Genomic DNA, 11,847 nt, shown 5'->3' on the forward strand with positions numbered 1-11,847 from the left:
TACCGGCACCATACGGTAACCGGCCGGAGATCAGGCAGAGAGCCTGGCCTTGATACGCGTCGAAACCAATGCCATATCGGCTCGACCAGCCAGCTGGGGACGCAACAGGCCCATGACCTTGCCCATGTCCTGCATGGAAGCCGCACCGCAATCGACCACGGCCTTGGCAACCAGCTCGTCGATTTCAGCCTCGGACAGTTGCTGCGGCATGTAGGCCATCAGCACGGTCATTTCGGCTTTTTCCTTGTCAGCCAGGTCCTGGCGCTGGGCTGCTTCGTACTGGGAAATGGAATCACGGCGCTGCTTGAGCATCTTGTCGATCACCGCCACGATGGCGGCATCATCCAGCTCGATGCGTTCGTCCACTTCCTTCTGCTTGATGGCTGCCATCAACAGGCGAATTGCGGCCAGACGCTCGGTTTCCTTCGCCTTCATGGCGGACTTCATATCATCGCTGATACGGACTTTGAGGCTCATGTCGTGCTCACGAGAGGGCCATGTCAAGACATGGCGAGAATTCTGGAGTACAAATGGCAAAACCGCAGGCATGGCCTGCGGTCCCGCTTTATGACCGATGCAACTCTTAGTAGAGTTTCGGCGGCAGCATCTGGCTGCGAATGCGCTTGTAGTGGCGCTTAACGGCAGCAGCGTGCTTACGCTTGCGTTCGGTGGTCGGCTTTTCGTAGAACTCGCGAGCACGCAGTTCGGTCAGCAGACCGGTTTTTTCTACAGCGCGCTTGAAGCGACGCATGGCGACTTCGAACGGCTCGTTTTCTTTAACGCGAATATTCGGCATTGACTCAAGTATCCTTAGATTTCTAGGCTGCGCCCATAGGGCAACCTATAAAAAACAGCATTTTAACAACAATACGCAGTTTGTAAAAGTCTGAAGCATTCCCGGCAAGCTTTTTGTGGCGCTTTTGTGCATCACGGCTTGCGAGAAGAAATCACCCCCTCACTAGGAGAACTTGGTACAGCGCTATAAAAACGTTTCGGCATCCGCTCTGCACAGTAGGCAGCACGGCCAGCCTCGACAGCCAGTTTCATGGCATGTGCCATCAATACCGGATTGCCGGCAGCGGCAATTGCGGTATTCATCAGCACGCCATCACAACCCAGTTCCATGGCGATGGCCGCATCGGAGGCGGTACCCACCCCGGCATCCACCAGCACCGGCACTCTGGATTGCTCGATGATCAGTTTCAGGTTCCACGGATTCAAAATGCCCATGCCGGAGCCAATCAGGCTGGCCAGCGGCATGATTGCGCAACAGCCTATCTGTTCCAGCTCACGCGCAATGATCGGGTCATCGGAGGTATACACCATGACATCAAAGCCTTCGGCTACAAGCACTTCGGCAGCTTTCAGGGTTTCCTTGACGTTGGGGAAGAGATTGCCGGAGTCACCCAGCACTTCCAGCTTCACCAGCCGGTGATCATCCAGCAGCTCGCGCGCAAGGCGCAAGGTACGGATGGCATCCTCGGCGGAATAACACCCCGCCGTATTGGGGAGCAGAGTGTAACGGTTTCGCGGCAAAAAATCGAGCAGATTGGGTTCGCCGGCGTTTTGACCCAGATTCACGCGCCTGATGGCCACGGTGACGATATCGCAACCGGAGGCATCCAGCGCCTGGGCGGTTTGTTCGAAATCGCGGTATTTGCCGGTACCCACCAGCAAACGGGAATTGTATGCCTTGCCTGCGATGACCAGTTGATCCTGCACTGTCTACTCCTTGCTACGGTGTTGTCAGCCGCCGCCAACGGCAACGACGATTTCCAGCTCATCCCCGTCGGCCAGCGCCATCACGGCATGCTGGCTGCGCGGTACGATTTCTCCGTTCAGCTCGACGGCAATGCGCTTGTCTCCAATCTCCAGCGCCTGCACCAGCTCGGCAACCGTGGCCAGCCGGGCGAATTCTTTCACTTCACCATTGATGCGCAATTGCATGTGTTATCTCCGCTCCGTCCGCTGCACCACCACCAGGCTTTGCACGGCATTCAGTACGCGGGAGAGGTGATCCACACTCTCCACCTGCAAACGGAAATGAATGTGGATGAAGCCATCGCCCACATGGGTGTCCTGCGTGTCCACGCTTTCGATATTGGCCGAAGCCTGGGAAATGGCCGCGGCAATATCCGCCAGGGCACCGCGCTCGTTGCGCGCCAGCACACTGACGCTGACACCGAACATGCGGTCGCGCTGAGTTTCCCAGTTCACATTCAACAGCTTGTCATGATCAACACGCTGCACATTCGGACAAGCCACCCGGTGAATCACCAGGCCCTGCCCCTTGGTGATGACACCGAGGATTTCATCACCAGGCAGCGGGTTGCAACAGCTGGACAGCTGAACCGTTCCACCCTCATTGCCACGGATGGTGACGGGGCCAACCTTGACGTCCTCGCCAAGACGCTCTCCCGCCAGTTCCACCAGACGGCGGGCCACGGCAATGGGCAGCAGCTTGCCGGCACCAATTTCGGCCAGCACTTCGGCAAAGCCTTGCAGCTTGTCGCCATGCACTGCCATGTACTCGGCCTTGAGTGCATCGTCCAGCAGCAGCGGTGATACCGCCAGGGCACCAATCGCCTGCTTGAGCAGTTTTTCACCCAGCGTGGAAGCTTCTTCGCGCTGCAGGCTCTTCAGATAATTGCGAATGCCGGAGCGCGCACGGCCACTCTGCACAAAGGTGAGCCAGGACGGATTGGGCTTGGCCTGGGTAGATGTGATGACTTCCACCGTATCGCCATTGCGCAGCACGGTGCGCAAGGGCATCAGCACATGATTGACGCGCGCGGCAATACAGCGATGACCTACGTCGGTATGTACGGCATAGGCAAAGTCGACTGGCGTGGAGCCTTGCGGCAGCACCATGATCTTGCCCTTGGGAGTGAACACGTACACTTCGTCCGGGAACAGGTCGATCTTGATGTGCTCGAGGAATTCGACGGCGTCGTCGCTCTCCTCCTGCATGTCCAGCAGGCTTTGCAGCCACTGGTGCGTGCGCTGCTGGGCAGTATTGATGCCGGCATCGCCGCTCTTGTACATCCAGTGCGAAGCCACACCTGCTTCAGCCACACCGTTCATTTCACGGGTGCGGATCTGCATTTCCACCGGCGTGCCGTACGGGCCGAACAAGGTGGTGTGCAGGCTCTGGTAGCCATTACCCTTGGGAATGGCGATGTAATCCTTGAACTTGCCCGGGATGGGCTTGTACAGACTGTGCAGGGCCCCCAGCGCCAGGTAGCAACTGGGAATGTCATTCACCACCACGCGGAAACCGTAAATATCCAGCACCTCGGAAAACGACAGGTGTTTTTCCTGCATTTTCTTGTAGATGCTGTACAGGTTTTTCTCGCGCCCCTTGATGGTGGCTTCGATATTGCTTTCCACCAGCCGCTGGCTGACGGTTTTCAGGATCTTGTTGACCACTTCGCGGCGATTGCCGCGTGCGGCACGCACTGCCTTGGACAATACGCTGTAGCGATGCGGATGCAGGTGCTTGAAGGCCAGATCCTGCAACTCGCGGTACACCTTGTTCTGGCCGATGCGGTTGGCAATCGGCGCGTAGATTTCCAGTGTTTCCAGCGCAATGCGCTGGCGCTTGTCCTCACGCATGGAGTCCAGCGTGCGCATATTGTGCAGCCGGTCTGCCAGCTTGACGATGATGACGCGGATGTCGCGCGCCATGGCCAGCACCATCTTGCGGAAGTTTTCCGCCTGGGCGGTTTCCTTGGTCTGGTATTCCAGCCTTTCCAGCTTGGAGAGGCCGTCCACCAGGTCGGCCACCACCTTGCCGAACTTCTCCACCAGGGTGGGCTTGGTCACCCCGGTGTCTTCCAGCACATCATGCAGCAACGCCGCCGCCAGGCCCTGCACATCCAGCCGCCAGTCGGTCAGCATGGTGGCTACGGCCAGCGGGTGGGTGATGTAAGGCTCGCCGCTCTTGCGCGTCTGGCCTTCGTGCGCTTCACGACTGACTTCGAATGCCTGGCGCAGCAGTTGCACGTCTTCCGGCTTCAGGTAGCGCGCCGCCGCCTCGAAAAAGGCCGCGGCTTCGCGCTCGATCAGTGCGTTGTAGTCGATGACGCTCTGAACTCCGGTCTCCATGCTTCGCTCCGCCACCACCCAGATCAGCCCTTGTTGCGAGTCAGGACTTCACGGCCAACATGGCCAGCCGCGATTTCACGCAGCGCAACCACGGTAGGCTTGTGACGACCGGCATCCACAAAGGCGGTGGCACCGGAGGCTACCTGACGGGCGCGGTAAGCTGCAGCCAGGGTCAGGTCAAAACGGTTCTGGATACGATCCAGGCAGTCATCTACGGTAATACGTGCCATGTGATTTCTTTCATGAATGAAACGCAATGCGTTTAACTATATCGAGTTTTGCCGGGGCAACCAATGCGTGCTAGCTGCGCTGCACGCCCATGCGCGCCAGTGCCGGAGCCAGCCGTGCCACTTGCACGGCAGCACGCAGGCGGCGTGCACGGAAAATGCTGATCAGGTCCAGCCGTGCGCGTTCGAAGTCATCGTTGACCACGATGTAGTCGTATTCTGCGACCTTGTCGATTTCCGAGCGGGCGGAGGACAGGCGACGCAGAATGACTTCTTCGGTGTCCGTGCCACGACCGCGCAGGCGGCGTTCCAGCTCTTCGATGGACGGCGGCAGAATGAAAATGCCAAGTGCCTCAGGGAAAACCTTGCGCACCTGCTCCGCCCCTTGCCAGTCGATTTCCAGCAGGATGTCGCGTCCCTCTTCCAGGCGGCTTTGCAGCCAGCGCACGCTGGTGCCATAGAAATTGCCATACACTTCGGCATATTCCAGGAAGTCACCGGCGGCAATCATGGACTGGAAAGTCGCATGATCCACAAAATGATAATGCTGACCATCCACTTCACCGGTGCGGGCCGCACGCGTGGTGTAGGAGATGGACAACTCCACCGCGGGTTCGGCCTGCAACAGGGCAGACACCAAAGAGGTTTTGCCGGCACCGGACGGGGCCACTACGATATAGATGTTCCCGACTGCTTTGGTCATCAAACGCGCTTCCTGCCAAAGAAAGGGTAATTTTTCAGAATACCACAGACTGCTTTTCCGGTTAAGTGCAAAAGTATCTTCATGTCAAGATTTAGGTATTTGTCTTCACACCGAAGTAAAATCGCGCGTCTTCACCAAACCATAACAAGGCTCGGAGCATCTCTGACATGCAAATACTGGAAAGCTTTTTCAAGCTGAGGGAACACGGCACTTCGGTCAAGACCGAAGTCATTGCCGGCTTCACCACTTTCCTGACCATGGCGTACATCATCCTGGTCAATCCGCTGATCCTGTCGGCCACCGGCATGGACCTGAACGCAGTCTTCGTGGCGACCTGCCTGGCCGCTGCACTTGGCACCGCCATCATGGGCCTGGTGGCCAATTATCCGATGGCACTGGCACCGGGCATGGGCCTGAATGCTTACTTCACCTTCAGCGTGGTCAAGGGCATGGGGATCCCCTGGCAGGCGGCTCTGGGTGCGGTATTCATTTCCGGCATCGTGTTCCTGGCTGTCAGCCTGTTCAAGGTGCGTGAAGCCATCGTCAACGCCATTCCGCGTTCGCTCAAGTTTGCCATTTCTGCCGGTGTCGGCATGTTCCTGGCCATCATCGCGCTGAAAGATGCCGGCGTGATTGCAGCCCATCCGGCCACCTACCTGACGCTGGGCAACATCCACAATCCGACCACCCTGCTGGCCATTCTGGGCTTCTTCCTGATCGTGGCGCTGGAATACCGCAAGGTGCCGGGCTCCATCATCATCGGCATTCTGGTAGTGACCGCACTGTCCATCGCGCTGGGCCTGTCCAAGTTTGAAGGCATCTTCGCTCCGGTACCGAGCATGGAACCCACCTTCATGAAGATGGACCTGCACGGTGCCATGAGCGCCGGTCTGGTGGGCGTGATCTTCGTGTTCTTCTTTGTCGACCTGTTTGACACCACCGGCACCCTGGTGGGTGTGTCGCACCGCGCCGGCCTGCTGGACAAGGACGGCAAGCTGCCGCGCCTGAAGCGCGCCTTGCTGGCTGACTCGGTGGCCATCACTGCCGGTGCCATCATGGGTACCTCCTCCACCACTGCCTATATCGAATCCGCCGCCGGCACCGCCGTGGGTGGTCGTACCGGCCTGACCGCCACCGTGGTGGCCATCCTGTTCCTGGCCTGCCTGTGGATTTCCCCGCTGGCCAAAACCGTACCGGCCTACGCCACCGCACCGGCCCTGTGCTATGTTGCCGTGCTGATGGCACGTGGTCTGGCAGAAATCGACTGGAGCGACCTGACCGAGTCCGCCCCTGCGGTGATGACTGCACTGGCCATGCCGTTTACCTTCTCGATTGCCGACGGTATCGCTTTTGGCTTCATCAGCTATGCTGTGATCAAGATTCTGGCTGGCCGCTTTGCCGACCTGAAACCGGCAGTCGTGGTGATTGCCGCACTGTGGATCTTCAAGCTGGCATTCTTTGCCTGATCCCGATCCGGTCACTCAAGGCCTGCTGCGTGGTGCGGCGGGCCTTTTTGCTTTGTGCGACAGCAAACACGGTCGCTTCATTTGAAAGTACAATAGCGCCATGGAAAATCTCAGCAATCTCGACTATTCCAGCTATCTGAAAGGCTGGATCCGCACCGTACCCAACTGGCCCAGCCAGGGCGTGATGTTCCGCGACATCACCCCGCTGCTGCAAAACCCGAAAACCTTCCGCATGCTGATCGATATCTATGTGCATCGCTACATGCTGGAACAGGTGGATCTGATTGCCGGACTGGACGCACGTGGCTTCATTATCGGCTCGGTTCTGGCTTACGAACTGAATGTCGGCTTCGTACCCATCCGCAAGAAGGGCAAACTGCCATTCACCACGGTGGCAGAAGAATACGAGCTGGAATACGGCAATGCCACGGTGGAAATCCACACCGATGCCTGCAAGCCGGGTGACCGGGTAGTGCTGATCGATGACCTGGTCGCCACCGGCGGCACCATGATGGCCGGTTACAAGCTGCTGAAAAAACTGGGGGCGGATGTACTGGAAGCCGCCGCCATCATCGAACTGCCGGAACTGGGTGGCGGCAAGCTGATCCGCGATAGCGGGCTGGATGTGTTCACCGTCTGCTCCTACGACGGCCATTGAGGCTCTCAGCGTCATCATCATGCAAAACGGACCCGCGGGTCCGTTTTTGCTTGTCACTCCAGACTATTCAAACATCCCTCCCCCTGGCCTTGTCCAGCAAACCCAGCTGGTAACGGCCATAGGCCAGCAAGCCACGCCAGGTCCAGCGCGCCAGCAAGTAGCACAGAAACAAGCCGCCACCACCCAGCGCCATCAATAGCAAGCCGGTCAGCAGCATGCCATGGCGGCTGAGGCCCCAGTCCAGGCCACCGATATCCACCTGCCCGGTTTCATCCTTGATATGCAGCCGGCCAAGCGCCTCGCTGGCATTGCGCTCCAGGCTGACCGTACCATCACTGGACTGGATATGAATGCTGGCCCGGCCGGACGACGCCTCGCGCACCACATCAACCGTTTCGCCGTTACTGCCACGGATATGAATATTCCCCGCCGGGCCGCCCTGAGCGAAATCGGACCAGATGGCCCGTACGTCGCGCGATTCGTGAATGGCCGGCCAGCCGAACAGCTCATTGCACGCCAGGGTGCCAAACAGCACCAGACCGCCAATCAGGATGCCGGTGGAAGCCAGCGCCGCCATGGTCAGCATCCACAGATAAAACAGGAAGGGTACGGCCAACAGGAAATTGAGCAAGCCCATGCCGGCAATGGCACCCACCACGGCAAACAGGTTGCCGACCGTCTTGCGGTCTTCCCAACGGGCAATATGGTGGCGTGCCATCAGCTCCCGCGCCAGTTGTTGCGGGTCACCCAGAGCAGCGGCAATCTCCTCCTCCGACCGACCGGCGGCCAGTCCATCGCGGAAGTATTCCTGATAATCGGCGATGATCTCCTGCTTTTCCTGCTGCGGTAGTCGTGCCAGTGCGTCCTGCAACTGACGGATGAATTCCTGTTGGTTCATGCTATTTCTCCCGTGGCCCGGCCTGCGGCCAGTTGCAACACACTGTTTACGTCGCAGACAAACTCCTGCCATTCCTGTTGCATCAGCGTCAGCTGGCGTCGTCCTTCAGCCGTCAAGGTGTAGTACTTGCGCGACGGCCCGCTGGCCGACTCCACCAGATAAGTCGATACCCAGGCCTCGGCCTGCAGGCGGCGCATCAGGGGATACATGGTTCCCTCACTCACCTCCATGCTGCGCGACAGGATGCTCACCAATTCGTAGGCGTAGCTGTCCCCCGCCGCCAGTGCAGCCAGCACACACATGTCCAGCGTGCCCTTCTTCAACTGTGTTTTCATGTTTAACCCTCTACCTTGCATTGCACGATAGTTTGACGTGCCCAACGCAAGGTCAGACCGGATTCTAGTTCCAGCTATTATGTATTGCAAGGTACATGGTAAAACCACTTAGCTAAACAGTCAGCTCCTGCTAAGAATTTTCTTATCAAATAAAAGAAAATTCACAATTCATAAAGCATAATTCTGATCATTTCCCATGCAGGAGTGGCAGACATGAGCAGCAAGAAGAAATCGCTGGCGCTGGTACTGGGCGGCGGCGCCCCTAACGCCACATTGATGGCAGGTTCGCTGGTAGCCTTCATCGAAGCGGGTGTGGAGTTCGACATCATTTCCACCTCGGGTGCGGGTGCCATTGTCGGCTTGCTCTATACCGCCGCCAAAGGGCAGGACCCGAAAGCCGCACTGGAAAAACTGGCCGACATGGGAGTGGCCGATGCGCTGTACTCTGTCTTCCCGGTCAACTTCAAGGTATTCAACAAACCCGGCCCGCTGGCAGATCTGTGGCGCCAGTGGCAGCAGGCCAATCCGGTACTGCAAGCCATCCAGGCCCAGGCAGACCAGGGCCCCTTGCAACGGCTGGCGGCCGACTGGAGCAGCTGGCTGATGGCCACGCTCTGCCCCAGCGATCTGAACGCCAAAAGCCAGGGCCTGTGCGCGCATGTACCGTTTATCGACCAGGTAGTGGACTTTGCCAGACTGGCCGACATCAAGCCGCAGTTTTATCTGAATGCCTACAACCTCAGCAAAAAGCGCATGGATTGCTGGAACAAGCAGCAGATCAACCACGAACACTTTCTGGCCGCGCTGTCCTTCCCGCTGATCTACCCGCCTTACCTGCTGGATGGTGATTACTACATCGAAGGCGCGGCCATTGACACCCTCAACTTCAAGCGCCTGTTCCAGGATCACCCTTACATCGATACCACCGTGGTATTCGATGTATTGGGCAGCGAAGAGATCCTCCATCCGCCACGCGACCTGTACGACGCCTGGGTGCAATCCATCATCACCCCGCTGACCGAAATTGCCCGCGATGACCTGAAGCTGTTCGAGGCCCTGCATAACAAGGATGCCGAGGGCAAGCCGCGCACCAATTTGCTGCGCGTGCCCTATGACAAGTTCATCCGCCCGGAACAGCGCGAGCAGGAACTGGACTGGTCCTACTCCAACCTGTCGCAGATGTATCAGGCAGGCTATGCGGCCGGACAGGCATTATGCCGCGACCATGCAGCAGAACTGGGCCTGGCCTGATTCTGCCGCCACCATGCAACAAGGGCTGCCCTGGCAGCCCTTGTTGATCCACATCTCACCTGCCCTTCAGCCGACGTCGACACGCCGCCGCAGGTGTTGCAGCGCCCGGCCTCAGTACCACTCGATACCGCTCTTCTCGGTGGAGATGATGGTACCGGCTTCGCCCTTGACGATCTTCTCGATGTCTTCCAGCGCGCCAATCACTGCACGCTTGCCGGTCAGGCGGGCAAATTCGCAGGCAGCTTCCACTTTCGGGCCCATCGAACCGGCCGCAAAGCCCAGCTTGTCCATTTCGTCCGGGTGGGCGTGGCGGATGGCCTTGGCTTCCGGGGTGCCCCAGCCAACAAACACGCTCTTCACGTCGGTGGCGATGACGAAGTAGTCGGCGTCCACTTCGCGGGCCAGCAGCGCAGAGGCCAGGTCTTTGTCGATCACCGCCTCCACGCCGACCAGCTTGTCACCCTGGTACATGGTGGGGATGCCGCCACCGCCGGCAGCAATCACCACCGCGCCTTTTTCTATCATCCATTTGATGGGGCGCAGCTCGAAGATGCGTTTCGGTTTCGGGCTGGGCACCACGCGGCGGTAGTAGTCGCCGTCGGCCTTGACGGTCCAGCCGTGGCTGGCAGCCAACGTTTCGGCTTCTTCCTTGCTGTACACCGGGCCGACGAATTTGGTGGGGTTCTGGAAGGCCGGGTCGGCGGCGTCGACTTCGGTCTGGGTGAGGATGGTGGCCAGCGGCACTTCAAACGGCAGCACGTTGCCCAGTTCCTGTTCGATCATGTAGCCGATCATGCCTTCGGTCTGGGCACCCAGTACATCCAGCGGATAGGGGGTGACCTTGCCGTCGACGTGGCGGGCGTAGGCGTCGTTTTGCAGGCCCAAGAGGCCGACTTGCGGGCCGTTGCCGTGGCACATCACCAGGTTGTGGCCCAGCCGGGTGACGGCGGCCAGTTGTTCGGCAGCCACCTTGACGTTGGCGCGTTGGTTGTCAGCGGTCATGGCTTCGCCACGACGTTGCAGGGCATTGCCGCCCAGGGCTACGACGACTCGCATGATGTTTCCTTTTCTGGCCCTGTCCGCACAGTCGGGACAGTGGCGTGGCCGGTCTGCCTGTGGCAGGCCGGTGTGTGTCGGATGGGGCGGCAGGTCACCGGGGGATGACCTGCCGGAGGGTGGAATCCGCCTGAGTGAGGGGGAGCGGATTCCGCCGCCACGACTTCAAGGGGGTGTCGTCGTGGTGGGTGAAGCGGTGTGGCTGTCAGACTGCAGTCACTGGCGGTGTGGCAAAGCCGCAGGGCTTTGCCACGGTGCCTCAGGCTTAATCTCCGAGCGTCGCTACCAGAATCGCCTTGATGGTGTGCATGCGGTTCTCGGCTTGCTCGAAGGCAATGCAGGCTTCGCTTTCGAACACGTCTTCAGTCACTTCAATGCCATTGGCCAGGTCCGGGTACTGGGCGGCAATTTCCTTGCCCACCTTGGTTTCGCTGTTGTGGTAGGCCGGCAGGCAGTGCATGAACTTCACTTGCGGGTTCTGGGCAGCAGCCATCAGGGCGGCATTCACCTGGTAGGGCTTGAGCAGGCGGATGCGTTCGGCCCACACTTCGGCCGGTTCGCCCATCGATACCCAGACGTCGGTGTGGATGAAGTCAGTGCCCTTGACGGCTGCGGCAGCATCTTCAGTCAGGGTGATGCGGGCGCCGGTGCGGGTGGCGATTTCACGGCATTCGGCCACCAGTTCGTCGGTCGGCCACAGGTGTTTCGGGGCGCCGATGCGCACGTCCATGCCCAGCTTGGCACCAATCACCAGCAGGGAGTTGCCCATATTGTTGCGGGCGTCGCCCAGGTAGGTGTAGCTGATTTGCGAGATGGGCTTGTCGCTGTTTTCCCACATGGTCAGTACGTCGGCCAGCATCTGGGTGGGGTGCCATTCGTCGGTAAGGCCGTTGTACACCGGGACGCCGGCGAATTTGGCCAGTTCGTTCTCGACCATGTCCTGGTCGAAGCCGCGGTATTCGATGGCGTCATACATGCGACCGAGCACGCGGGCGGTGTCTTTCATCGATTCCTTGATACCGATCTGCGAGCCGGACGGTCCGAGGTAGGTGACGTTGGCGCCCTGGTCGTAGCAGGCCACTTCAAACGCGCAGCGGGTGCGGGTGGAGGTTTTTTCGAAGATCAGGGCGATGTTCTTGCCCTTCA

14 protein-coding genes are annotated in these 11,847 nt (G+C 59.2%); 3 read left to right on the top strand and 11 right to left on the bottom strand.

Annotation, left to right across the window (positions count from 1 at the left end):
* Positions 1-30 precede the first annotated feature (30 nt).
* The 7 genes from JHD62_RS05230 to gmk all read right to left on the bottom strand — a co-directional run bounded on the left by JHD62_RS05230 (position 31) and on the right by gmk (position 5,037).
* Positions 31-477 (bottom strand): GatB/YqeY domain-containing protein, encoded by a 447-nt coding sequence (locus JHD62_RS05230; protein WP_199102046.1) that lies wholly within the window; start codon positions 475-477, stop codon positions 31-33.
* 106 nt (positions 478-583) lie between these two features.
* The gene (gene rpsU / locus JHD62_RS05235; protein ID WP_045845443.1) at positions 584-796 is read right to left on the bottom strand and encodes a 30S ribosomal protein S21; all 213 of its coding nucleotides are present in this window, start codon (positions 794-796) and stop codon (positions 584-586) included.
* A gap of 131 nt (positions 797-927) precedes the next feature.
* Entirely contained in the window at positions 928-1,722 is a 795-nt protein-coding gene (locus JHD62_RS05240) for a thiazole synthase (protein ID WP_199102047.1), read from the bottom strand.
* A 24-nt stretch (positions 1,723-1,746) separates the two neighbouring features.
* Complete coding sequence (thiS, locus tag JHD62_RS05245; protein WP_199102048.1) at positions 1,747-1,947, bottom strand: sulfur carrier protein ThiS; 201 nt, start codon at positions 1,945-1,947, stop codon at positions 1,747-1,749.
* Between the two features lie 3 nt (positions 1,948-1,950).
* On the bottom strand, positions 1,951-4,107 hold the full coding sequence (locus JHD62_RS05250; protein ID WP_045845440.1) for a bifunctional (p)ppGpp synthetase/guanosine-3',5'-bis(diphosphate) 3'-pyrophosphohydrolase: 2,157 nt from the start codon (positions 4,105-4,107) through the stop codon (positions 1,951-1,953).
* A gap of 23 nt (positions 4,108-4,130) precedes the next feature.
* A complete protein-coding gene (gene rpoZ / locus JHD62_RS05255) occupies positions 4,131-4,337 on the bottom strand; it encodes a DNA-directed RNA polymerase subunit omega (RefSeq protein WP_045845439.1) in 207 nt (68 codons plus the stop codon).
* 70 nt (positions 4,338-4,407) lie between these two features.
* Positions 4,408-5,037 carry a guanylate kinase gene (gene gmk, locus JHD62_RS05260; RefSeq protein WP_199102049.1) on the bottom strand — a complete coding sequence of 210 codons (630 nt, stop codon included), beginning with the start codon at positions 5,035-5,037 and terminating at the stop codon, positions 4,408-4,410.
* A 167-nt stretch (positions 5,038-5,204) separates the two neighbouring features.
* Here gmk and JHD62_RS05265 point away from each other — a divergent pair, with 167 nt between their 5' ends.
* Together JHD62_RS05265 and JHD62_RS05270 are read left to right on the top strand one after the other, a co-directional pair.
* The gene (locus JHD62_RS05265) at positions 5,205-6,503 is read left to right on the top strand and encodes an NCS2 family permease (protein WP_045845437.1); all 1,299 of its coding nucleotides are present in this window, start codon (positions 5,205-5,207) and stop codon (positions 6,501-6,503) included.
* 100 nt (positions 6,504-6,603) lie between these two features.
* Positions 6,604-7,161 (top strand): adenine phosphoribosyltransferase, encoded by a 558-nt coding sequence (locus tag JHD62_RS05270; RefSeq protein WP_199102050.1) that lies wholly within the window; start codon positions 6,604-6,606, stop codon positions 7,159-7,161.
* Positions 7,162-7,228: 67 nt separating this feature from the next.
* Here JHD62_RS05270 and JHD62_RS05275 read toward each other — a convergent pair whose 3' ends face one another.
* A complete protein-coding gene (locus tag JHD62_RS05275) occupies positions 7,229-8,059 on the bottom strand; it encodes a DUF1700 domain-containing protein (RefSeq protein WP_199102051.1) in 831 nt (276 codons plus the stop codon).
* The gene (locus JHD62_RS05280; RefSeq protein WP_199102052.1) at positions 8,056-8,394 is read right to left on the bottom strand and encodes a PadR family transcriptional regulator; all 339 of its coding nucleotides are present in this window, start codon (positions 8,392-8,394) and stop codon (positions 8,056-8,058) included. Before JHD62_RS05280 ends, JHD62_RS05275 begins: the two co-directional genes overlap by 4 nt.
* Positions 8,395-8,607: 213 nt before the next feature.
* On the opposite strand from JHD62_RS05280, the gene JHD62_RS05285 reads away from it, so the two are divergent.
* Complete coding sequence (locus JHD62_RS05285; protein ID WP_199102053.1) at positions 8,608-9,645, top strand: patatin-like phospholipase family protein; 1,038 nt, start codon at positions 8,608-8,610, stop codon at positions 9,643-9,645.
* Between the two features lie 111 nt (positions 9,646-9,756).
* Here the strand turns inward: JHD62_RS05285 and arcC are convergent, their stop codons facing one another.
* Both arcC and argF read right to left on the bottom strand, forming a co-directional pair.
* Positions 9,757-10,701 carry a carbamate kinase gene (gene arcC / locus JHD62_RS05290; protein ID WP_199102054.1) on the bottom strand — a complete coding sequence of 315 codons (945 nt, stop codon included), beginning with the start codon at positions 10,699-10,701 and terminating at the stop codon, positions 9,757-9,759.
* A 265-nt stretch (positions 10,702-10,966) separates the two neighbouring features.
* Positions 10,967-11,847: ornithine carbamoyltransferase (argF, locus tag JHD62_RS05295; RefSeq protein WP_199102055.1), on the bottom strand; the 881-nt coding region annotated here is incomplete at its 5' end.

The sequence above is a fragment of the Aquitalea sp. ASV11 genome, assembly GCF_016429185.1.
Taxonomy (GTDB): Bacteria; Pseudomonadota; Gammaproteobacteria; order Burkholderiales; family Chromobacteriaceae; genus Aquitalea; species Aquitalea pelogenes.

Bases quoted from the DNA above. Each gene is read 5' to 3' on its own strand.
- JHD62_RS05230 (WP_199102046.1), bottom strand. From the start codon at position 477: ATGAGCCTCAAAGTCCGTATCAGCGATGATATGAAGTCCGCCATGAAG.
- rpsU (WP_045845443.1), bottom strand. From the start codon at position 796: ATGCCGAATATTCGCGTTAAAGAAAACGAGCCGTTCGAAGTCGCCATG.
- thiS (WP_199102048.1), bottom strand. From the start codon at position 1,947: ATGCAATTGCGCATCAATGGTGAAGTGAAAGAATTCGCCCGGCTGGCC.
- JHD62_RS05250 (WP_045845440.1), bottom strand. From the start codon at position 4,107: ATGGAGACCGGAGTTCAGAGCGTCATCGACTACAACGCACTGATCGAG.
- rpoZ (WP_045845439.1), bottom strand. From the start codon at position 4,337: ATGGCACGTATTACCGTAGATGACTGCCTGGATCGTATCCAGAACCGT.
- gmk (WP_199102049.1), bottom strand. From the start codon at position 5,037: ATGACCAAAGCAGTCGGGAACATCTATATCGTAGTGGCCCCGTCCGGT.
- JHD62_RS05265 (WP_045845437.1), top strand. From the start codon at position 5,205: ATGCAAATACTGGAAAGCTTTTTCAAGCTGAGGGAACACGGCACTTCG.
- JHD62_RS05270 (WP_199102050.1), top strand. From the start codon at position 6,604: ATGGAAAATCTCAGCAATCTCGACTATTCCAGCTATCTGAAAGGCTGG.
- JHD62_RS05275 (WP_199102051.1), bottom strand. From the start codon at position 8,059: ATGAACCAACAGGAATTCATCCGTCAGTTGCAGGACGCACTGGCACGA.
- JHD62_RS05280 (WP_199102052.1), bottom strand. From the start codon at position 8,394: ATGAAAACACAGTTGAAGAAGGGCACGCTGGACATGTGTGTGCTGGCT.
- JHD62_RS05285 (WP_199102053.1), top strand. From the start codon at position 8,608: ATGAGCAGCAAGAAGAAATCGCTGGCGCTGGTACTGGGCGGCGGCGCC.
- arcC (WP_199102054.1), bottom strand. From the start codon at position 10,701: ATGCGAGTCGTCGTAGCCCTGGGCGGCAATGCCCTGCAACGTCGTGGC.